Source organism: Mariniluteicoccus endophyticus (genome assembly GCF_054780035.1).
Genome location: NZ_BAAGXC010000018.1, coordinates 14,813 through 36,905, shown reverse-complemented (window position 1 = coordinate 36,905; position 22,093 = coordinate 14,813). Strand labels below are relative to the sequence as shown.

Annotated in this window: 15 protein-coding genes and 1 pseudogene; 2 read left to right on the top strand and 14 right to left on the bottom strand. The window is 71.2% G+C overall.

The genetic code is table 11. From position 1 onward, the window contains the following. The first annotated feature begins 92 nt into the window (after window positions 1–92). Window positions 93–407 (top strand): hypothetical protein, encoded by a 315-nt coding sequence (locus tag ACYVGD_RS08920; protein ID WP_460742976.1) that lies wholly within the window; start codon window positions 93–95, stop codon window positions 405–407. Between the two features lie 808 nt (window positions 408–1,215). On the opposite strand, the gene ACYVGD_RS08915 is transcribed toward ACYVGD_RS08920, so the two are convergent. The 13 genes and pseudogenes from ACYVGD_RS08915 to ACYVGD_RS08855 all read right to left on the bottom strand — a co-directional run bounded on the left by ACYVGD_RS08915 (window position 1,216) and on the right by ACYVGD_RS08855 (window position 20,131). Further along, window positions 1,216–2,430, bottom strand: coding sequence for an LGFP repeat-containing protein (locus ACYVGD_RS08915; protein ID WP_460742978.1), 1,215 nt, complete (start codon window positions 2,428–2,430; stop codon window positions 1,216–1,218). A gap of 219 nt (window positions 2,431–2,649) precedes the next feature. Continuing rightward, entirely contained in the window at window positions 2,650–2,943 is a 294-nt protein-coding gene (locus tag ACYVGD_RS08910) for a hypothetical protein (protein ID WP_460742974.1), read from the bottom strand. Between the two features lie 4 nt (window positions 2,944–2,947). Beyond that, window positions 2,948–3,709, bottom strand: coding sequence for a hypothetical protein (locus tag ACYVGD_RS08905; RefSeq protein ID WP_460742972.1), 762 nt, complete (start codon window positions 3,707–3,709; stop codon window positions 2,948–2,950). Between the two features lie 82 nt (window positions 3,710–3,791). After that, complete coding sequence (locus ACYVGD_RS08900; RefSeq protein WP_460742970.1) at window positions 3,792–4,700, bottom strand: amidoligase family protein; 909 nt, start codon at window positions 4,698–4,700, stop codon at window positions 3,792–3,794. Window positions 4,701–4,708: 8 nt separating this feature from the next. Next, window positions 4,709–4,837: pseudogene (locus ACYVGD_RS08895) on the bottom strand (YchJ family metal-binding protein); the annotation flags it as partial. Beyond that, complete coding sequence (gene dcd, locus ACYVGD_RS08890; protein WP_460742968.1) at window positions 4,837–5,415, bottom strand: dCTP deaminase; 579 nt, start codon at window positions 5,413–5,415, stop codon at window positions 4,837–4,839. The gene dcd and the pseudogene ACYVGD_RS08895, both read right to left, overlap by 1 nt. Window positions 5,416–5,433: 18 nt before the next feature. Further along, window positions 5,434–6,921: an RDD family protein gene (locus ACYVGD_RS08885; protein ID WP_460742966.1), complete on the bottom strand. Its 1,488-nt coding sequence runs from the start codon at window positions 6,919–6,921 to the stop codon at window positions 5,434–5,436. 57 nt (window positions 6,922–6,978) lie between these two features. Beyond that, window positions 6,979–9,351: a transglutaminase-like domain-containing protein gene (locus ACYVGD_RS08880; protein WP_460742964.1), complete on the bottom strand. Its 2,373-nt coding sequence runs from the start codon at window positions 9,349–9,351 to the stop codon at window positions 6,979–6,981. Beyond that, window positions 9,348–10,574 (bottom strand): DUF58 domain-containing protein, encoded by a 1,227-nt coding sequence (locus ACYVGD_RS08875; RefSeq protein ID WP_460742962.1) that lies wholly within the window; start codon window positions 10,572–10,574, stop codon window positions 9,348–9,350. Before ACYVGD_RS08875 ends, ACYVGD_RS08880 begins: the two co-directional genes overlap by 4 nt. A 4-nt stretch (window positions 10,575–10,578) precedes the next feature. Beyond that, window positions 10,579–11,550, bottom strand: coding sequence for an AAA family ATPase (locus tag ACYVGD_RS08870; RefSeq protein WP_460742960.1), 972 nt, complete (start codon window positions 11,548–11,550; stop codon window positions 10,579–10,581). A gap of 42 nt (window positions 11,551–11,592) precedes the next feature. After that, a complete protein-coding gene (locus ACYVGD_RS08865) occupies window positions 11,593–17,589 on the bottom strand; it encodes an Ig-like domain-containing protein (RefSeq protein WP_460742958.1) in 5,997 nt (1,998 codons plus the stop codon). A gap of 134 nt (window positions 17,590–17,723) precedes the next feature. Further along, the gene (locus ACYVGD_RS08860) at window positions 17,724–19,319 is read right to left on the bottom strand and encodes an FHA domain-containing protein (protein WP_460742956.1); all 1,596 of its coding nucleotides are present in this window, start codon (window positions 19,317–19,319) and stop codon (window positions 17,724–17,726) included. Beyond that, on the bottom strand, window positions 19,316–20,131 hold the full coding sequence (locus ACYVGD_RS08855; RefSeq protein ID WP_460742954.1) for a PP2C family protein-serine/threonine phosphatase: 816 nt from the start codon (window positions 20,129–20,131) through the stop codon (window positions 19,316–19,318). Before ACYVGD_RS08855 ends, ACYVGD_RS08860 begins: the two co-directional genes overlap by 4 nt. Before the next feature lie 86 nt (window positions 20,132–20,217). Between ACYVGD_RS08855 and ACYVGD_RS08850 the strand changes: the two genes are divergently transcribed. Beyond that, window positions 20,218–20,988, top strand: coding sequence for a siderophore-interacting protein (locus tag ACYVGD_RS08850; RefSeq protein ID WP_460742952.1), 771 nt, complete (start codon window positions 20,218–20,220; stop codon window positions 20,986–20,988). A gap of 236 nt (window positions 20,989–21,224) precedes the next feature. Here ACYVGD_RS08850 and ACYVGD_RS08845 read toward each other — a convergent pair whose 3' ends face one another. Next, window positions 21,225–22,088, bottom strand: a complete 864-nt coding sequence (locus tag ACYVGD_RS08845) for a hypothetical protein (RefSeq protein ID WP_460742950.1) — start codon at window positions 22,086–22,088, stop codon at window positions 21,225–21,227. Window positions 22,089–22,093 lie beyond the last annotated feature (5 nt).

Sequence of the window (22,093 nt, the reverse complement as noted above, 5' to 3'; positions counted from 1 at the left end):
GACCTCGACGCCTACCCCGAGACCGACGCGCCACCCCCGCGACCCACCCTCGATTGGGATGAGCCGGCAAACCCACCAAGGACCAGATCCTCGTGTGGGCCCGCCACCAGCTCCACACCCTCGGCTGGCGCCTACTCGAGGTAACCGGAACCAAGCCCGAGTCCCTGACCCTCACACTCCACCCCGCCGACTTCGAGCTCGTCGTCGCCCACGCCACACAGCGCCGCATCGAGACCCAGCGCGCAGCCACCCAGGCAGACCTCGCCTGGCGGACCGTGATCGGTGACGTGCCCGCCCGCGGTGCCGAGGGCTACGTGTCGAAGGCCCGCCTGGGGGAGATCACCAACCACACCCGCGTCTACGTCGACGAGATCTGGCGAGCCCAGCGCGAGCGAGGACAGGACTAACCGCTGTCACAGAGAGGGCTCTTCAAATCCAGCGGTAGTCTCGGAGGACATTCAGACCCGTCCCTAACCGACCCACGAGGGAAGTACATGCCCACCTCATTTGACTCATTCTCCATAGTTATCCAACCGCGAAGTCGCGTCGCAAAAAATTACGGAGGCGAGGCAACCGCGAAGGCAACGGTCATTATCAATGGAAGAAACATCACAGGAACAGATGGACCTGACCCCAGTAATCTGCTTCCGTCCCGCGGCCCCGCGCCAGCAAGAGATATTGCCTACCACATGTGGGCGGCCACTCCCGAAACCCGCGTTGTTCCACTCGTTACAGGCCTGGCCGCAACTCGACGGGAGGACGTGGACGTCTGGGTGGCAATCACCCAAGGGAACGAAGGGGTTCGCTGGGAGGTCGAAGCTCGATGCTCCCCCAAAGAACGCTTCCTTTTTGAATCGAACTCCTACGCGGCCCAACTCTGGACCAGCATTCAGGACCTCTCTTGGGAAGACCCTTCGGATCTAATGCTTCGCCTTATCCGGGACCGGTGTGATCACAGCTGGCTCAAGTCTAAAGGACTAACATGGAAGAGGGGCCAAGTTGGCACTGATGACACTTTATCGCTATTCTTTAGCACTCCGACAGGCTGGGTTACAGAATTCCGCACAGACAATATTACTGACGTCAATCCAGGCCACAGGGCAGAACTCACCCTAAATGAATTGTACGACTCAGTCCGCAAGGGGCGCCTGATTCCGATAATGCGCGACGGCACCGGCGACCCGGACTCCATTGACAGCATTCCACTCTATCCCATCACAACTCAGGGAAAGAAGTGATGATGGTGTTATCCTGACTTCCAACGACCACTCGCACAGGGAAGTCTCCGCCAATGATCAAAGGAACCCTCCTGCGCACCTCGAACTTGCCTGCGTTATCAACTACGTCTGCGGACGTTGCCTCACTCAGGGCAACGAACGACGACAGGCTCATGCGAGCGTCCCAGTACCCTAGGTAAGGCTGGTAGGCGTCCTCCCATTTGGAGGCCCCGTTATCGTAAGGATGATTGCTATCACCCTTTGAGTGCCGACGCTTAATGTGGCGCCAACCCCAACCTCCGCCGGTTCCATCAGAGCCGCGAACACCGCACTTTAGGTTAGCCACTCGGTTCCGGGCGGGGAAATTCAAGCTGCCGTGGAGAACATGCTGGTCCCCGAAGAGCATACACTGCCGGGCGTAGAACTCCAAGAAAGCTCTAGGAGTGGCCGTCGCGAGGGGCTTGGAGATCTCTGGAGTGACCACACCCCGACGAGCGCGGGCTTCAGCGATTTGCTTTGCTGTAGGACGTCCAGCTACAGCCACTGCTTCGTGCCAGTAGCCACCATAGACTTCCCCTCCTTGCCAGACAAGGAACCCACCTTGGAAATTTTGCTGCACACCTTGTTCAATACCGAACTCATCGGTCATCGGGTAACCTAAGTCCCCGCCCTCCCAGCCGAATTGGGACCAACGCTCCTTGATAAGACCTTGAACGGTATGCGCACCGGACTCAGGCGACCAGTAGATGGAGCCATTCTCCCTCTCGAAATGCTGGCCACACCCACCCGCCTTCAGCCCACAGAACTCATCCGTTATCGGGTAGCCAAACTTTCCCCACTCCCAGTTTATCGAAGCCCACTTGTCACGAATCAGACCCCGAATGAAATGGGCCCCAATATTGGGCTGCCAGTAGATTGATCCACCTTGGAAGTCGCTCCAGCATCCTCCGCGCACCAAACCGCACGCTTCGGAAGCCATCGGGTACCCCAACCAGCCGTTCTCCCATTGGAGCGCACCGTACAGATCCAAAATACTACCCCGTACGGAGGCCGCTGGAGACCCTGCCGACGCGTAGGCCAAGTCGCCGGTGCTGAAACGATATCCACATCCCACATCCCGAAGTCCGCAGAATAGTCCGCGTTGAGGACCGCCAGCCCGTGGGGTTGCTTGACGTGAGGGGCTAGGGCTCGGCTCAGCTACCGCCGTAGGCATAGGTGAGGTTGCCACCAGTACAGCTGCAGCCAACCCTGCCAAGGCTGATCTGAGGACATTTCGGACGTTCATGTTGTTGTCTCCAACGGGGTGAGATCGAATGTTGGTGCCCTTCCGCGCGGATGAGCGTCCCGCACTGGTGACGATAGCCCCTTTCGGGGCTCCTGCCGACCTTTGATGTTGTAGAACCGCACCACTACGAGCGAGCCCCCGGCATCCTCAGTCGAGCGCATCCTTGATCAGCTGCGCACGCCGGCGACGTCGTTCAGCGGCCGTGAGTACGCCGACGACGACCGTGGTGACGACGATGAGGGCCAGCCGCGGAGCGTCGAGACTGCCCAGCCGGCCCATGTCGACCACACCTGCACCCGGGGGTGCCAGGACGTGGTTGTCCTGGAGCCAGCGGCCGGTCTGCGGCAGCCACCTGTCCTTGTGGGCAAGGGCCAGGGCGGCGACAAGGATCCCGCCCAGGAGCGTCCACACGGTCTCGTCGTCGAGCGTGTTCTTGTCCACGGTCTTACTCCTGGGGCTGCGCGGCGCCGACGCGGACCTCCATCGGCGCGGTGGCGGTGTAGTACGGGTTCTCCTCGAGCTGGAGGACCCCGATGCGGGCGAGGTCGTGCAGGAACTGGGTCTCGTCGCTGATGTGCAGCCAGTGCTTCTCGCCGGCGGGCGGCGCGGTGGTGTCGTCGTACAGCTCGGCGATCAGCAGCAGCGGGACCGCGGGGTGGTTCCAGGCGGCGAGCTCGCGGTTGGACAGAACGGGCTGGTCCTGGCCGAAGGATGCCGAGCGCTGCAGCCACTTCTCGGCGGCCTCGTCGTCGCCGAGTACGCGGTTCATCATCGCGTTGACCACGTACTGCACGACCACGCCGCGGGCGAAGTCGGCGCGGGCGTCGACGGTGGCGAGCTCCTGCTCGGCGTTGGCCGGCGCCAGGGGCGGGTAGCCGTCGATCAGCAGGGCGAGCACCTCGTGGACGGTCGAGGCGTACCAGTTCCCCGGGAGTGCGGTGTCGGTGTGGCGGACCTTGTAGCGGTAGGGCATGCCCGCCTCGGTCATCGGGGTGATGGGGACCCCGGAGTGGTCGTTGCGCTGCTCGGTGTCGGGGATGAACCGCAGGGTGCTGCCCATCTCGGCGGCGTCGGGCCAGTGCGTGGGCGCGGCGAACGAGGCTTGGTGGTCACGTTCCTGCTGGGCCAGCATGTCCGCGTCGGTGAGGGACTTCTGGCCGTCGTGATCGTGGTGGTGGTGAGGGTGGTCATGGTCGTGGGTGCTCATGGACTCTCCTGGAGCTGGTGGCTAGATCGACGGTAGCGGTGGGTCTTCGGGTCTGGAGGGGTCGACACCTGGCCGGTTTGGTTCAGCTGCCGTTCCAGTTGCGGTAGGCGCCGCGGCCCCAGAGCTGGGCGATCTGGATGCGTTCGCGGTCGCTGGTGAACAGCCGGTCGATGAATCCGCGGACCTGCTCGGTGTGCCGGGCGAACTCGCCGATGGGCTGGTTCATCAGGTCGTGGGTCCAACCTTCTGAGCGGGAGCTGCCCATCGGCCTGTGCCTGGACGGTTCGACCTCGTTGGTCCGTACGTAGTTCGTCATCGCCGCGCACAGGCGGATCTGGGCCTGCATCACGCCGGGGTCGTGGGAAGCGTCGGGGAACCGGAACTCGATACGCGCGCGGTCGGCCGGACCGAACACGTTGTGGAGGTTGATCATTGCCTCGCGGACGTTGCCGTAGGCGGCCGGTCCAGTGGCAGTCCAACGGGGTCCTGGATCGCGGAGGGTGGATGCGTAGGAAATGTGTCGCTGGCTGCGGCGTGTGCGCCCCATCCGGTGGAGGTCGTCTTCGTACGCTCGGGCCAGATTCGCCAGCCGCCACGCCATCTCGGGGGTGTAGTCCGGGGAGGAGATGTTGGTGTGCGAGCCGGCACCGTGAGTTTCTCCCCCGCCGGCGCGGATCGCCTCGCAGGCCTCTCTGAGCTGTGCCCACGAATCGGCGGTGTCGGAGAGGATCGGGGTGACCAGCTCGCCACCGTAAGGGACCGAGCCGTCTCTCTCGAACGTCCAGTCGGCGTAGCCGGAGCGCGCGGCGGCGTGGTAGCCGCTCTGCAACGTGCGCTGCAGGATTCCGCGCTCGACCAGCTCGCGTGCCACTGGGTCTCTGTTCGAGTCGAACTCGATCTCGATGCCGAAGTTGGTGTTGGCGGAGTATCCCACTCGACGCCGTCGAGCGCGACGTCCTTCGGTCGCGTACGCGGGTGCCAGGTGCGCCACACGTACGTCTCATCACCCGTCGCGTACGCCGTGTACCGCGAACGCATCAGCTCCTCGGGCGTCGCGGCCTGGCGTACGCCGGACAGCAGCGGCCCGCAGCAATCAGCCAGCGCGCGCCCGGAACCGCAGGGGCACATCAGTCGATCTGCGTGCGGTGGAAGTTCAGGTATGACCGGCTCGGCGTCGGCCCGCGCTGACCCTGGTAGCGCGACCCGTACTTCTCGGAGCCGTACGGGTTCTCGGCCGGGGACGAGAGCTGGAAGAAGCAGAGCTGGCCGATCTTCATGCCCGGCCACAGCTTGATCGGCAGCGTCGCCATGTTCGACAGCTCGAGCGTCACGTGGCCGGAGAAGCCCGGGTCGATGAACCCGGCGGTCGAGTGGGTCAGCAGGCCCAGGCGACCCAGCGACGACTTGCCCTCGAGGCGGGCGGCGATGTCGGTGGGCAGGGTGACGACCTCGTACGTCGACCCCAGCACGAACTCGCCCGGGTGGAGGATGAACGGCTCGTCGCTGGCGGGGACGACCTCGCGTGTCAGGTCGGGCTGCTCCTCGGCCGGGTCGATGTGGGGGTAGCGGTGGTTCTCGAACACCCGGAACATGCGGTCGAGCCGCACGTCGACCGACGACGGCTGGACCATCGCCGGGTCGTAGGGCTCGAGACGGATGTCACCGGCATCGAGCCGGGCACGCGTGTCGCGGTCGCTGAGCAGCATGGCCGCACACTATCGAGGTCAGGCTCGCCGCACCACGAGCCGCCGGTCGCCGAACGCGACGTGCTGGCCCGGCTCGACGTGGAGGCGTTCGCCGGGCTGGCACTCCACGAACCGCCCGTCGGCCAGCAGCACGCCCGAGCCGTTGGTCGAGCCGCGGTCGCTGATCCACACCCCGGTGGAGTCAGCGGCGACGAGCAGATGGGTCTTCGACACCGAGCGGGTGTCGTCGGGCACGTCGACCAGGCCGTACGCCCCCTCGCCAGGCCCGGCTTGCGGGCGGCGGCCGAGCAGCACGCCCGCGCCGAGCGGCAGCGTACGCCCGTCGTCGAGCAGGATGACCCACGACTGCGGCGTGACCCGGGCGCGTACGGCGGTGCTGGCCGCGTCGCCGTCCGGCTGGCGAAGCACTGTGCCCTCGTCGTCGAACGGCGCGGCGGTCGTCGCGTCGGCGGGCGGCGGCCCCGCGACGGGCCCGGAAGCGGCAGGGACCTCGGAGACGGGCACCCCGGAGACCCGGACCTCGGAGACCGGGACCTCGGAGACCGGTGAACCGGTGACCGGGGGCGGCAGGGTCGCGTCGGCGACGAGGGGCCGGTCGAGCGGCAGGTTGGTGGGCGGCGGCAGGTTGGTGGGCGGCGGCAGCGTGGCCTCCGCCGAGGCGAACGTGGTCAGCTCGACCGGCCTGGCGGGTGCCTGGGCGGGCGGGCCGTCGGGAACGGGCTGGATCTGCGGCGGTGTCCAGCCACCGCCGGGGATGCCGCCACCCCAGTCGAGCTCGCCGGAGAACATACTGCTCGGCGGCGGCCCGGCCGGGACCTGGTCGTGCCGGGCGGGTGCCTGCGGTCCGCCCCAGTCGGGGACATCGCGCGGGCCGGACGGCGGCTGCCAGCCGCCGGGCTGCTGCTGAGGAGGCGCCGCGGGGGCACCCATGCCGGGGGTGTTCACCGGCCGGAAGCTCGTGCCGCCCTGGAGGTGGGACGGGAGCGCGACGGTGGCGGGGCTGAGCCGCAGCCGCTCACCGGTCGTGGTCTGGTCGGGGACCTCAGCGGTTCGGCGCTGGCGTTCGACGACGACGGCACCGCCGGCGCGGTCGTGCCAGCCGCGGCGGGCGGGGTCGAGCACGAGCCAGGTCAGCATCAGCAGCAGGCCGACGACGGTGGACGCGAGGAACCCGTACACGAGCTGGCGGGCGAAGAACCGGCCCCAGCCGATGGGCTCACCGGTTCGATGGTCGACGCACTCGAGCTCGAGCAGCGCCATGCCCGGAGTCGCGCCGCGCTGCGAGCCCGCCCACCACACGTACAGGCCCCACATGAGGTGGACGATGCCGGCGAGCACGCTGGCCGCGACGAACTTGCCCGCGGCCACGGGGCCGCCGCCCATGAGCATCCACCACACGCCGGTGGTCAGCGTGGGCACCGACGCGTCGACGAGCACCGCCAGGACGCGACTGACCAGCGGCCCGGGACGACGCCCGGGGGGAAGCTGGATGGTGGCGGTGCTCACGATGCGTGACTGTATCGCGGGCTCAGGCCGTGTCGGGCCATCGCCGGCGAGCGGCGATCAGCGGCCGACGGCCGTGCGCACCCGCGTCCACGTCGTGGCCAGCACGCGCCTGAGGCGCCCGCGGTTCTTGGCCTCGCGGCGCCAGGCGGCGGGTGAGCGCAGCGACCTCAGCGACAGCAGGCCCGCGACACGCCGGGTCGCCGGCACCGAGCGCGTCATGCCCCTCAGCACGTCACGCACACCGCGCCAGTACTCCTCGGCCTGGCGCACCGACGGCGTGCCCGTGCCGAACGTCGTCGCATCGGCGCGGAAGGCCAGCTGCAGCGGGTCGGACGAGCCGTCGGCGGAGCGGGCGAACCGGTCGGCGACGGCGCGTGCGGTCTCGATGCGCGTCGCCGACGGCGACAGGGGTACGCCGAGGTCACGGGCGCGGTCGACGACCTCGGCCCACCCGCCGGAGACCCGGTCTGCGGTGTGCGGCGCGGCGGCGCGCACGCGGCGGCGGCGCAGCTTGGCCCCGCCGATGATCACGAACGGTGCCGCGAGCAGGGCGAGCGGACCACCCACGACCATCACCCAGTAGCCGTAGCGTGCCCACAGCGTCCGCTGCCGCGGGTCGTCGTTCTGACCCGGCTGCTCGGGGTCGGTCTGGTCAGGCGGGAGCCGGTCGGGCCGGTCCGGCGGCGGGGGCGGGTTGTCGACCTGCGGGTTCGTCGGGTTGGCCGGCGGGTCCGACTGGGCCGGCGGCCGGCGGTCCTTCGGCGGCCCCGCCTCGTACGCGACCCAGCCGGCCTCGGCGTACCGGATCTCGACCCAGGCGGTGACGTCGCGGCCCCGCAGCTCGACCGGACCACCGCCCGAGGTGGGCGCGAAGCCGTACACCACGCGGGCGGGCAGGCCGACCTCGCGGGCCATCAACGCGAACGCGACCGCGTACTGCTCCTCGTCACCGACCATCGGCTCGACGGTGAACAGCTGGCGGACGCGGAACAGGCTGTGGCCGGGCAGGGAGTCGTGGTCGGTGCCGTGGGAGTAGTAGCCGGCCTTCAGCACGTTCTGGATGCGCAGGGCGGTGTCACCGTCCCCCTGCGAGCCCTCGGCCGCCTTCGCCGCGCGGGCCTTCAACTCGTCGGGCAGCGGTGGCAGCGGTGCGAGCATCGTCCGCGCCGACTGGGCGTCGCGCAGGCTCTGGGGCGTGACGGTCGGCGGCACGGTCACATCGACCTCGAGCTCGTCGCCCGGCCTCAGCCCGGCGGCGGTGACGGCGGTGCCGGAGTCACGGTTGAGGTAGAGGTGCTCCTTCAGCGCGAGACGTCGCGCCGATGTGAAGCGGATGCCCCGGGTCGCGCCCGAGGTCGGCAGCCACACCCCCGCATAGTCACCGACGGTGAGGTGCACCGTGGCCCGCTCACCGTCGGTCGCGTCGGGGACACTGTCGCCGATGCGGCGAAACGCGCCGCCCGCGCCGTCGGACGACTCGTTGGAGGCCATGTAGGTCGTGCCGTCGTACGCGTCGAGCGTGGCCAGTCGGACGCGGGCCCCGGCGGGCAGCCCGTCGGCGGTCAGCAGGACGCGGTCGGCGCGGTCGACGACCTGGGCGCGCATCTCCTGCAGCGGGCTCGGCCACTGGCGCACGTCGACGGGCGGCTCGACGACGTCACGCAGCACGACGCGGCGGCTGTCGACCCCCTTCAGCACCGGCATGAGCGCGGCGGCCGAACCGCCGGCAACGGCCAGCACGAGCGCACCGGCGACGGCGCGCTGCCAGGTCACCTTCGGCGACAGGCCGACGAGCGCCTGACGCAGGAACGAGCGACGGTACGCGGTCCACACCGGGACGCCGAGAGCGAACCCGAGGCCGATCAGCAGCGGGTGGGTGGCCGTGTGCAGGCCCATGAGGGTGCCGACGACGGCGGCGGCCGCCAGCGGAAGCCAGGCCCGGGTCGCGCGCCGGCGGTCGAGGGCAAGGTAGCCGGCGGCGGTGGCGGCGACGAGCAGCGTCGCGTACGGCACGGCCAGCAACGCACCCAGCTCGCCGATGGGTGGCGCGACGGTGAGTGCGGTCTTCCAGCCGGTGACGACGCCGCCTGCCATGCCGGAGATCGTCGTCGGGGTCGGCAGCACGCCCAGCAGCGCCGACGACGGCATCGCGAACGCGCCGCCCGCCCCCAGGTGGAGCACGACGACGCCGACTGCGACCAGCCACAGCGGCCAGCGGCGTGTCTGGGCGACCATGCCCAGCACCGAGCCGAGCACGACGGCGCCCATCCCGGCGCGCCACACCGGTGTCCCGTACGCGGGCCAGAAGGCCGCCGTGGCGAGCACGCCGACGAACCAGATCGCGAGCAGGTCGACGACCACCCACAGCCGGCGGGAGCCCTTCAGGACGGGCTGGTGCAAGCCGCGGCGCGTGTTGAGGACGGTGCTCACCAGGCCACCGCCCGACGGACCACGGACACGAGGTTCGGCAGGCCACCGCAGACGGCGGTGGTGACGGTGCCGACGGTGCGGACCTGGGTGCCGCGCGCGACGCGGATCGCAAGGACGCGCACGTCGGGTCCGAACGTCGCGCAGGCCTGGCGCAGCTCGTCCTCGCGTACGCCGGAGCCGGTGACCACGACGACGACCGAGACGCCGGGCGCGAGCCGGTCGACGCGCCGCGCGAGCGGGCCGACGTCGCCGCCGGGCAGCTCGCCGCGGGCGATGCCGGAGAACCCGTCGAGGGCGCGTTGAGGGCTCGTGGCGGGGAGCCGTTGCTCGCCGGCGAGGACTATGACCTCGTTCTCGTCGCGCAGCGCCTGCACGGCCAGCGACGCGGCCACCTCCACCCCGCGCTCGAACTGCTCGTCGGTGTCCCACGAGCGGTGCTCGACGTCGAGCGCCACCGCCACGTAGGAGCGGCGCGTCTCCTCGAACTGGCGCACCATCAGCGAGCCGGCGTGGGCCGTGGAGCGCCAGTGGACGTAGCGGCGGTCGTCACCGGAGACATAGTCGCGCAGCGCGTGGAAGCTCACGTCGGAGTTCGACACGGTGTCGGTGACGCGGCCCTCGAGGTCGCGGACGAACCCGGCCCCCGACGACGGGATGGGCGTGGTGCGCGGGTGGACGTAGACGTCGGCGGTGCCGGTCCACGTGTGCTCGCGTGACAGCACCCCGAACGGGTCGGCGCGCACCGAGCGCGCCGGACCCACGACCAGCCGGGCGCGGCGCATGGTCGGCAGCGCGAACAGCTCGCGGTGGGTGGCTCCCGGTCCGAGGCTCGGCAGCTCGAACGTCGCCGTGTCGGGGCCGACCGGCAGGTCCATGCGCGTGGCGCCGATGCGCTTGCCGGCGTTGGTGATGGTCAGCTCGCCGTTGGCGGGCTCGCCGACGACGACGCGGCGGTTGCCCACCGACAGGTCGGCGCGCAGCTGGCGGCGGCCGACGACGAACGGGATCGCGCACAGCCCGATCACCAGCCCGGCCACGGCGGCGACGAGTGCCTCGACCCAGCCCAGCACCAGCCCGAGCAGCCCGCAGACCAGTACGCCGAGCACCAGCGCCGTCCCGGCGCCCGTGAGCGGTAGCCCGGCGTACCGCTCGCCGAGTGCGCCGACACGCTCACGCACGCCCGCGGGCAGGCGGGGACGGGACAAGGCGGACAGGGCGGGCACGGGCTCAGACCGTCGTGCGCTCCACCGGCGCGGGCACGGTGCCCAGAACGCGGGCAAGAACCTGCTCCGCGGTCACGCCGTTGAACTCCGACTCGGGATCGAGCACGACACGGTGGGCCAGGCATGGCACGACCAGCGCCTTGATGTCGTCGGGCACGACGTAGTGACGGCCCTGCGAGGCCGCGCGTACGCGACCCGCACGCACCAGCGCCAGCCCGCCACGGACCGACGCGCCGACGCGTACGTCGCCGACCGCGCGCGACTCCTCGATGAGCCGCGAGATGTAGTCGAGGATCGAGCCGTCGACGTGGACGGTCTGGCCGAGCGCCGCCATCTCGCCCACGGCCTGGTGGGTGATGACGGGCTTCAGCGGCTCCGATCGGGGGCGCGACCCGCCGGTGGCGAGGATCCGCATGGTGGCCTCGCGGTCGGGGTGGCCGAGCGACGTCTTCATCAGGAAGCGGTCGAGCTGGGCCTCGGGCAGCCGGTAGGTGCCGGCCTGCTCGATGGGGTTCTGGGTCGCGATCACCATGAAGGGCGTCGCAACGTCGTGGGACACGCCGTCGACGGTGACACGCCCCTCCTCCATGACCTCCAACAGCGCCGACTGGGTCTTCGGCGAGGCGCGGTTGATCTCGTCAGCCAGCACGATCGACGCGAACACGGGGCCCTTGTGGAACTCGAAGTTCTTGGACTGCTGGTCATAGATCGTCACGCCCGTCACGTCGGACGGCAGCAGGTCGGGCGTGAACTGGATGCGGCTGTGTGAGCCCTGCACGGTCTGGGCGAGCGCGCGCGCGAGCGTGGTCTTGCCGGTGCCTGGCATGTCCTCCAGCAGCAGGTGGCCCTCCGACAGAAGGCACGTCACGGCCAGCCGCACCACGTCGGTCTTGCCGACGACGACACGCTCGAGGTTCGCGACGACCGACGCGAAGGTCTCGGCATACCATCGCGCCTGCTCGACGGTCATCACCATGGGCTTCTCCTGAACGTTCGGGGTGCTCGGGGCAATCTATGGTCACCAGACATCCGAGGCGAACCCGTCGCAGGTCACCCGCACGTCGGTCGCGTTCGCGGGCGCGTTGGCGACGACCTGGTCGGTGAACACCCCAGACGCCGGGTCGACCGCCAGCTTCCGCTTCGCGCCGACCGGCCGGTTGTTCACCATCACCTGGCACTCGACCTCCTGCTTGCCGAACAGGTGGGCACCGGACGCCTTGACCTGGGTCTGGCCGCCGCCGGACTGGCCGCGCTTGGCGTCGATGGCCGGGCGCGGGTTGGTGATCGTCAGCAGTGGCGTCCAGTCGCTCCAGTGGCGGCCGTTGGTGGCGCGTACGCGGACCTTCGCCCGCGCCTGGACAGTGTCGCCGGCGATCTGCTCGCCGGTGACCGGGCCGCGCCGCACCTGGCCGTCGACCTCGACCTCGACGGCCTGGATGGCGCGGCCGCCGGTGCGGGAGCCCGCCCTCCAGCGGGCGACCTCGTGGCCGTAGGTGTCGGTGGCCTTCGACACCTGCGGGACCGATGGTCGGCCCAGCACCTGGACCTGGTTCGACGGGTCGCTCCAAGGCGAGCAGCGCGCCTGCGCGCACGCGCGGATGCGGATCGTCACCGCGCCCGTGGGGGCCGACCCGACCCAGTCCTGGGCCGCACCGACGACGGGGTCGCGGTCACCCACCCGGACCTGCCACTGGGTGACGGGCGCGCCGTTGGTGCGGGTGGCGAACGGCTGGGTGGCGCGTACGGAGTCGACCTCGTCGGTGATCTGCGGCGGGGCGGGCTTGTCGGGCGCCGCGTATGGCTTCACGGCCTCCGACTCGGGGCTGGGTCCCGAGCGGCCCGCCTTGTTCTCGGCAACGACCGTGAAGCGGTAGGTCTGTCCCACGTCGAGCGTGACGCGTGCCCGGGGCGAGGCGCCGCTCACGCGGGTGAGTTCGCGCGCGCCGTCGAGGACGATGTAGGTGCGGACGGCGTCGCCGTTGGTGCGCGCCGGCGCCCTCCAGGCGAGGTCGAACTCGCGGCCGAGCGACGACGAGGTCTCGGTGGCCGTGACGGCGCCCGGTGCCGACGGCGGGGCGGCGGGCACCTCGGGGCGCGACCACTGCGACCACTCCGACGGGCGCGGGGCGAGGTTGTGGGCGCGCACCCGGAACCGGTAGGCCTGCCCGTTGGCGAGGTTGCCCCACGTCAGCGCCGTCGAGGCCGTACGCCGCGTCACGCCGTTGCCGGCATCGATCTCCACCTCGTACTCGCGCACGGCGGACCCGCGGCTGTTCGCCGCGTCCCAGTCGAGCGAGATCTGACGGTCCCCGAACCGGGCCCGGGGCGTGCCGGGCGGGTCAGGTCGCACGTCGGGCCGCGCCTCGCGCGACGCCGCGGAGCGCTCCGACTCGCCGATGGCGTTCAACGCGGTGACGGTGAACGCGTACACCTTGTTGTTGGTGAGGCCCTTGATGGTGCACGTGGTGCTCTGGCACTGCTGCTCCCCGCCGTCCCAGCGGACCACGTAGCGCTCGACCTTCGCGCCGTTGTCGTGCGAGGAGTTCCACTGCAGCACGACCGACTGGTCGCCCTCCTCCAGCACGCGCGGCACTCCCGGGCGGCTCGGCTTCCCCTTCACGGTGAGGCGTACACGACCCTCCGCGCGCCGCTCGGGTGTCTTGGTGGCGTCCTCGACCTGGTAGCGCACGACGAGCTGCCCCACGTAGTCACCGGCCGGCGTGACGACGACCTTGTCGCCGTCCATCTGGGCGGTGCCACGGCCCGACTCGACGACGGCGCTGGTCAGCACCAGCGGCCCGCGGTCGGGGAACGGGTTGGTGTCGTTGGCGAGCACCGGCACCGAGGCCGCCTTGCCCTGCTGGGCCTGGACGACGTCGTCGAGGGCACGGGCGCGCGGCCGGGCCGAGGCGACGACGGCGACCTCGATGACAACTGGAGCGCGGCCCTTGCGGTCGTCGAACGCCTCGCCGGTGAGCCGGACGAGCGTCCCCGGGCGGGTGGTCAGCTCGGCCGACGCGGTCACCTTCGTGCCGTCGAGCTCGACGCGTACGCCCGTGGGGACGTCTCCAGACGGCTTGGTGAAGGTGACGGGGTCCTTGTCGGGGTCGGTGACCAGCCGGGCCAGGTCGATGGTCTTGGGCCCCTCACCGGCGCCGACCTTGAGCTGGATCGGCTGCGACAGCGGCGGGCGGTTGAGCCGCTCGTCGGGGGTCGTCGGCTCCTCGCCCTTCTTCGGCGCGGGCAGCACCTCGGTCGGCAGCGTGATCACCGCCCTTCGGCCGCTGGGGTCGGAGGAGTTGGCGCCGTCGGTGACCTCGAACGTGATGGCCGCCGGGCCCTTGTAGCTCGTGCGCGGGCGGTAGCGGATGCGGCGCAGGTCGAGCACCTCCACGTCACCGTCGGACGCCCACACGCGCTTGTCGCTGACGAGCGTGACGTCTCGCCCGCCAGTGCCGATGACATAGCCGGAGATGTCGAGGTCGAGCGCCTCGCCGGCGGTCGCGACGGGGTCACGGACGCCCGGCAGTCGCACGGGCGTGGCATCGGCGCGGCCCGGCACCGTGATCAGCCCGCTGCCGACGAGCCCGTCGGAGTCGACGACCTCGTAGCGGACCTGGCGCATCATGTCGCCGACCCTGACGCGGACCCGGTCGCCGTCGACGGTCGCCGGCGGCTGCTCGCCGCCCGCAAGGGCGGGTACGCGGACCTGGGCGAGCCGCAGGTCCCCATCGGGATCGAGGTCGTCGGCGAGAACGGGGACAGCCACCTCGTCGTTGTTGGCGATCTTGTCGGCCCCGATGATGTCGTCGCGCGCCGTCGGCGGCTGCAGCGGGGCGTTCGGGTCAGCCGCCACGACGAACGTGCCCGATGACTCGGCGCCGCGGGTGTCGATGACGCGGTAGGTGCCCTGGACCTCGCCCTCCTGCGGGACGGTGACCTCGATCCAGTCCTTGTCGACCAACGGATCGGTGATCGGGTTGATCTCGACGGTCTGGTCGACGAAGCCGAAGCGGTCGCCGTCGGCGTCGGAGTCGTTGGCGAGCACGGGTACGCGGATGCGGCGCCCGGGTCGGGCGGTGACCCTGTCGTCGGTGGTCGCCGGTGCGACGTTGGTGGCATCGCGCGGGACGACGCCCACGCGTACCTCGCCCGTGGCCCGTGCACCCTGTGAGTCGGTGACGGCGTACGTGAACGTGTCGGTGCCGGCCGAATCGGGATAGGCCTCGTACTCCAGCCAGTGCTCGTGGACGCCGACGACGCGACCCAGACGCGGGGCCGAGTCGAGGCCGAGCAGGCGTACGGCGTCGCCCTGCGGGTCGATGCCCTGCAGGGGGATGAGGACGCGACCGCGCGACCCCGCGAGCACGCGCCCCTCGACCTTCTTCGGCTGGGGGGCGGTGTTCTCGACCTTGGCGTCGACGGCGACGAAGCGGACCTGCGCCGACGCGGTCTGGCCCAGCTCGTCGTGCACCTGGTAGACCGCGCGGTATTCACCGGGCACGCGGGGAGCGGTGAAGCGGACGGTGTCCTTGTCGGTCCACGCGACCCCGGGTGCGGGCTGCTCGACGATCTTTGGGTCGAGCGACAGCGTCGACCCAGCCGGGGAGGTGTCATTGGCGAGCACGTCGACCGACACCGTCTGGCCGACGCGGACGACGGCCTCGTCGGGGGCCGCCAGCGGGCGCGGGTCGCTCACCGCTGGGGCGGGCATGACGATGATCGTGCCGGTGGCCTGGTTCTGGCCGTCCGAAACGGTGTAGGGCAGCGCCACGGGACGCTTGGGCGTGTTGTCGGCGGAGATCTGCAGGCCGCGGCGCTGGCGCATCTCGACCTTCAGGTCCGGGTGCTGGCCGACCGACTGCAGTGCCAGGACGTCACCGTCGGGGTCCTCGTCGTTGAGCAGCGGGTCGACCTGGATGGAACCGCCGGCGGGCAGCAGCGCCACGTCGCGGGCCGCGGTCGGCGGGCGGTTGCGGACCGCCGGCTCGGTGACGTCGACGCGCACCAGCCCGGTCGAGCGCGGGCCGTTCGAGATCGTGTAGTTGACGTAGTAGGTGCCCGCACGCGACGCACGGAAGGTGAACGAGCCGCCTGAGAAGTCCGGGGTGACGGTCGCGTCGCCGGAGCCCCGCTCCAACGAGACCGCAGCCAGCGTGAGGTGCTCGCCCACGTCGTTGAGCATCGGCCGGACCGTGGTCTCCTGGTCGACCGCCGACGACACGAAGTCGCCGTTGGCGCGCGGCGGCACCGTGCCCTGCTTCTTGGCGTTGACCTTGATGATGCCCTGGGTGGTCGTCACGCCGTCGGAGATGTCGACGGTGATCTCCTTGGCGCCCGTCTCCTTGCCGACGTCGGTGAACGTGAGCGTGCCGTCGGGGGTGAACACGACCTCGTCGTCGCCCGGGGCCCGTGCCCCGACGAGGATCAGGTCGTCGCCGTCGGGGTCGACCCAGTCGAGCAGCACGCGTCGCGTCTCCCGCCCGCCCGAGGCGATCTCGAGGGTGTCGTCGTGCCGGGCGCGGCGTACGGGGGCCTGGTTGGAGGCCTGCTGGTCGGCGGGCAGCACCTTCACGCTCACGCGCGCCGTCGCCTTGCCGCCGCGCCCGTCGTTGATCGTGTAGTCGAAGCCGAAGTCGCGGCCATCGCTGGGGACGGTCAGCTGCAGGGCCGTGCCGCCGCGGACGAGCCCGAGCGTGCCCGCCGACGTGTCGGGCGGGCCCTCGACGGTAAGGATGTCGCCGTCGGGATCGGTGTCGTTGTCGAGCACGGGGATCGCTGTCGTGCGCCCGGCCCGGACGGAGACCTGGTCGCGTTGGGCGACGGGCGGCCGATTCACCGGGCTTCTGTTGGGGACGGTCGACTGGCCGTCGTTGTTGGCCTGGTTGCCGCGCTCCTCGGTCTTCTTCTCGATCGCCGGGTCCCAGTCGTCGATGCGGCGCATCCCCTTGGCGAGCAGCCAGACCGTGCCCGTCCGGCCGTCGTTGAGCACCGGCACGTCTCGGTTGCGGCGCAGCACCAGCTCGGAGCGCTCGGGCACCTGCGGCACGTCCACGGTCGTCACCCCCCGGTCGCGGCAGGCGGTGACGACCTGGGCGTCGCCGCCGCCGAACACGCCGTACGCGCAGCCCTCCACGACCATCGGCGGCGCCGGCGTACGCCCGAGCCGCGGCCCGAGCGCGACGACCTCGGAGCCCACCAGCGCGTACAGGCCGTTGGGGGTGGCGTACACGGCGTCGACGGGGACCTGGCCCGGCAAGGGGCCGGGCCGGTCGATGGTGGCCCGCTCCGCCTCGGCCGACGGCTGCTGCAACAGCGCCTCACCGCCGTCGTCGAGGGTGATCGCGTCGCCGCCCTCGATCCACAGCTGGCGGGTGGCACGGCTGAGCACCACGGCGCGGTCGCCGACGGCCGACACCTGGACGCCGTCGCCGGGACGCATCGTGATGGGGACCTTGACCGGGGCGCGGTCGGAGCCGGGGCGCACCAGCTGGGCGCGCTCGACCGAGAGCCCGATGGCCTGGCCCGACGTCGTGACGGTGGCGGTGCCGCCGGGGCCGAGGTCGACGTCGGCGCGGGCACGGAGGGTGTCGAGGGCGCCGATGCCGGACAGCGGGCGGGCCCACATGCGGCCGTTGGTCGGGTTGACGATGGCGACGGTGTCGCGGCCGAGCGCGACCGTGGAGCCCTGGGGCACGAACACCGGCTGGCCGAGCATGGCCGTCGCCGGGTCGACCTGCATGATCTGGTTCGACCTGAGGTCTCGGGCGACGACGGCGTTGCCGTCCTGCAGGACGTCCATCTCGCGGTTGCTCTGGGCGACTGTCGTGGTGAAGCGGTCGATCTGGTGGCTGAGACGGCGGATGCGGCTGGCCTCGGCGTTGGTGACCCAGATCGAGCCGTCGTGGAGGCGTACCTCCGCCGCCGGCGAGCCGGGGACGACGATCGCGGCCACGACCAGGGCGAGTGCGAGGACGGTGACGAGGATCGTGGGAAGCCGCCGCAGCGTACGCATCGCTCACCTCCTCGCCTGGCCGACCCGCACGAGCCTAAGCGGGCCACGGTTCAGGTCCAACCCCAGCCGCTCCCACCCCCTACCCGAAGTTGGGCCCGGGTGGGGGCTCGTGTTGGCCCCGGGTGGGGGTGGGGTCAGGCCGGGTGGTCGACCCGGATGGTGATGCCGTCGCCCAGGTCGAGGACGCACCCGGGGAACACCGGCACGGGCTCACCGGGCGTGAGGCGCTCCGGCTCGGCCGCCCCCGGGCGCAGCAGCGCCGTGCCGTTGGTCGAGTGGAGGTCGGTCGCCATCAGGTCCCAGCCCTCGGGGCTGACCTGCAGATGGGTACGCGAGATGTCATGGCTCGGCGACGGCACCGTCAGGAGCTTCGGGAGCTGTTCGCGGGCCACACGCGTGGCGGTCGGTGACCGGCCGATCAGCACCGAGCGGTCGACGTCGACGGGCTGGCCGGTCGACGGGCGCAGCGTCGCCATCACCGGACGCTGGACGAGCTGGGGCTGACCCTGGACGGGGTTGCCGCAGCGACGGCAACGGTGCGCCTCCTGCGGGTTGGGGTGACCCATGGTGCACATGACGGCGAGCACGAGCGAGTCGGGGTCGTCGGAGGCCGGCGGCTGGGCGGACGGCTGCGAGGCCGAACCCTGCTGACCGGGACCCTGCTGACCGGGACCCTGCTGGGCACCCGGCGACCAGGCGGCGTTGCCGCCCTGCGGCCCGCCGAAGCCCGGACCCTGCTGACCCATGCCGGGGCCGCCGAAACCGGACCCCTGCGGGTTGCCCTGTGCGAAGCCGGGCGGGAAGGGCTGGCCCCCTGGGCCGCCGAACCCCTGCTGACCCGGACCCTGCTGGCCCGGACCCTGGGGGCCGGAGCCGAACGGACGCTGGCTGCCGGGGCCGCCGAAACCGGGACCCTGCGGCGCGGACGGCCCGGGGCCAGACGGCGCGGGCGCGGACGGGACGGAGGGACGTGCATCCACGGCGCTGGCGCCCGCGGCGCCGAGGCCAGCAGCCATGGCACCACCGAGTGCGGCACCGGCGGCGGCGCCGCCTCCGAAGCTCGGGACCTCCTTGATCGCCGGCTCGTCGGCCGGCTCCTCCTTGGCGTTGGGGGCGCTGGGCTGGTTGATGCTCGCCAGGCGGGCCTGGGCCTCCTCGGGCGACGGCTCCTCGGGGAGCCGCTCGCCCTTTGCGGCGTGGGCGTCCGCGACCTTGGCCGATGACACGGCGGGGGCTGCGACGGGCTTCTGCGGGCTGGAGACCCGGGACTCGTCCGCGGCGTCGATGACGATGGCCGAGGCGGACACCGCGCCGACGACGAGCGGGAGCTGCAGGAGCTCGTCCTGGTCGACCTCGTCCATGTCGATGCGGATCTGGCGGACGTCGCCGTGGCCGTGCTCCGACCACGTCACGACCCCCTCGGCGGCGGCGACCGTGTCACCGGTGGCGAGGTCCACGGCGCGCAGCGAGCCGCGCAGCAGCGAGCGCATCTGGCCGTCCGCCCAGAAGAAAGCGCCGAAGTCGGGCATGCGGTCGACACCGAACTCGCCCAGCGCCGAGACCAGTCCGTCGAGGTCGTCGGCCTCGACGACCACGTCCCACAGGCGGTTGATGATCTGGGAGGCGGATGCCTTCGCCGGGGTCATGATGACCAGCGAGGTCGGTCCGCTGAGGACGATCCAGTCACCGGGCGTGTAGGTCGCCCGCCACATTCCCGTGCGGTCACTCATGTCGTGGCCTTCCCTTGGGCGGGTACGCGGGGCACCGCCACTGTATGTTCTTCTGACTCGTTCACCAGCTGGGCCCCGGAGCGGCCCCCGGACACCACGTCGACCACGATGATCGACACGTTGTCGCGGGCCCCGTTGTCCAGGGCCAGTTCCATCAATTGTCCCACGGCGAGCTCGGGGTCTCGCACGACCCGCACCACATCCGCCACATCAGCCAGCGGCGTCTCGCGCAGGAGGCCGTCGCTGCACACCAGCAGACGGTCGCCCGCAACCATCGGCACCATCCAGAAATCGGGCCGGAAGTCCTCCTCCGCGCCCACGGCCCGGGTGATGACGTTCTTCTCCGGATGGTTCTCGGCCTGCTCCGCGGTGATGATGCCCGCGTCCATCAGCTCCTGGACATGGCTGTGGTCGACGCTGATCTGGGCGACGTGGCGGGCGTGGCCCGAGATCCGGTAGACCCGCGAGTCCCCCACGTTGAACATGAGCCAGTACGCCTGGTCGCCCACGCGCAGCCCGACGGCGCCGCAGGCCGTGGTGGCCGAGTCGTGGTGGTCTCGCCGCTGGGCGGCAAGCACCTGGCCGTGGACGTCCTGGAGGGTGGCGGCGACGAGGTCGGGGGTGAGGCGCTCGGGGCGGCGGGCCAGCTCGCCGAACGCGCGTACGACCATCTGGGACGCGATGTCACCGCTCTGGGAGCCGGAGATGCCGTCGGCCACGACGAAGACCGGGGCCTCGGCGCAGATGGAGTCCTCGTTGACCTTCTTGACCATGCCGGGATGGGTGGCCGCGGCGTAGTCCAGGGTGTCCACGCGCGAAGCCTACTGGTCATGAGGCCACCCGCATCCATACTTAGGCGACCCTAACTGTTAGGACGATTCTGTGATTACATCGGGGGGTGACTTCCGAACCGACCAAGAAGCCCGCCCGCCCGACACACGCCGCGACCGTCGTCGAGGCCGGCGACCTGTGCGAGGGCATGCGCCGGCTGGTGCTGCACGTCCCGGGGCTCGACGCCGACCTGCCCCACGCAGACCACTACGTGAAGCTCGTCTTCGGTGACGTGCTGCGCACCTACACGATCCGCGCCTGGGACGCCTCGACCCACCGCATGACGCTCGACTTCGTCGTCCACGGCGATGCGGGCGTCGCGGGCCCGTGGGCCCGCGACGTCGAGCCCGGCGCCAAGATCGACCTGCGGGGTCCCGGCGGCGCGTGGGGCCCGCAGCCCGACGACACCCACCTGCTGCTGGTCGGCGACGAGGCCGCCGCACCGGCGATCGCCCGCGCCATGGAGCTGGCGCCCGAGGGCTCCGACGTGGAGGTCTTCGTGGAAGTCTCCGACGCCGCCCACGAGATCCCGCTGCCCGAGACCGGCGCCCGCGTCACCTGGGTCCACCGCGGCGACAACGTGCCCGGCATGGCCCTGGCCCACGAGGCCAGGGCGTACGCCCTGCCCGACGACACGTCGGGGTTCCGCGCCTTCGTCCACGGCAACGCCGACATGATCAAGGACGTGCGCCGCTGGCTGTTCGTCGAGCTCGGCCTGCCGAAGGAGCGGGTGTCGGTGTCCGGCTACTGGCGCCACGGCATGAGCGACGAGCAGTGGCGCGCGACGAAGAAGGAGTTCACTGCCCAGCTCGAGGCCGAGGAACGCGCCCGCGCCTGAGCCGGGACGGCACGACGCCCGGGCTGAGATTGGTTCGCAGAGGCCGCGGCACATTCACCTTCATGGCCGTCACCGGCGGGTGGCTGGTGGCGCTGCGGTCGGCGTGGAACAGGCAGACCGTACGCCCGGGACGGCGCTGCGAGAGGTCCTCGAAGACCTTCTTGACCGTGAGGGGAAGGCCTTCTTCTCGGGGACGCCGGGGATCGTGTACGCGACGCTTGAATTGGAGATTCTGATCAATCTGCCACCTGGCAGATCCGTCGTCCCGCCCGCTCGTGCTGGTCGTCCAGGGCCCGCGGCAGCGGGCGTACGCGGTGCCGCGCACCCAGGTGTGCGTACTGGCGCACCGAGGACGCCCCACCCGCGGTCACGACACCGACGACCTCGGGCCGGTCGGCCAGCGGGGCGGCCGGAACCACGTGCTCCCAGCCGACCACGCCGCGCGGCAGCACCCGCGGCCGCCCCGGTGCGGCGACCACGACCGGCAGCCCGTCGCCGGGCTCCAGCGCGGCCTCCACCAGCAGCAGCGTCTCCTCAACGGGACCGGAGTGGACGACGAGCCGGCACCGCCCCGGCAGGACCACGGCCCGCGCTGGGCCGGGGTCGAGGGGCGGGTCGACGAGCTCCAGCGGGTGCAGGTCCGTCCCGGCGAGCGCCGCGAGCTCGCCGTCGTCGAGCGGTTCGGTCACCCACACCCGGTCGTACGCCGGGAGGCGGACGCGGCGCGTGGCGGCGTACCTGTCCCAGCGCAGGCGACGCGCCAGCAGCTCCCAGAGGGCATCCGGCGCCAGGCCCGGCCACAGTTCACCGAGCACGCCGGCCGGGAACGCGTCGACCCAGACGAGGCCGGGTGAGCGGTCGGCGAGCCAGCCCGCGATCCACACCCCGAGCCCGGCCGCGTCGCGGCGCAGGTCCTGCGGCGGCGACCACAGCCGCGCGCCCGGCACGAGCGCCGGAGGCAGGTGCGGGTCGGAGACGAGCACGTCGCACGCCCCCGCCCCGAGCAGGCCGCGGGCGGCCAGGGTGTGCCGCGCGGCGGCGACCCGGCAGGCGTGGCCGTAGCCGCCACCGAGGGCGATCACCGCGTGCGGTGTGGTCATCCCCG

Excerpts from the sequence above, each read along its gene's own strand:
- ACYVGD_RS08915 (WP_460742978.1), bottom strand. The coding sequence starts at position 2,430 with ATGCCTACGGCGGTAGCTGAGCCGAGCCCTAGCCCCTCACGTCAAGCA.
- ACYVGD_RS08905 (WP_460742972.1), bottom strand. The coding sequence starts at position 3,709 with ATGAGCACCCACGACCATGACCACCCTCACCACCACCACGATCACGAC.
- dcd (WP_460742968.1), bottom strand. The coding sequence starts at position 5,415 with ATGCTGCTCAGCGACCGCGACACGCGTGCCCGGCTCGATGCCGGTGAC.
- ACYVGD_RS08870 (WP_460742960.1), bottom strand. The coding sequence starts at position 11,550 with ATGGTGATGACCGTCGAGCAGGCGCGATGGTATGCCGAGACCTTCGCG.
- ACYVGD_RS08865 (WP_460742958.1), bottom strand. The coding sequence starts at position 17,589 with ATGCGTACGCTGCGGCGGCTTCCCACGATCCTCGTCACCGTCCTCGCA.
- ACYVGD_RS08860 (WP_460742956.1), bottom strand. The coding sequence starts at position 19,319 with ATGAGTGACCGCACGGGAATGTGGCGGGCGACCTACACGCCCGGTGAC.
- ACYVGD_RS08845 (WP_460742950.1), bottom strand. The coding sequence starts at position 22,088 with ATGACCACACCGCACGCGGTGATCGCCCTCGGTGGCGGCTACGGCCAC.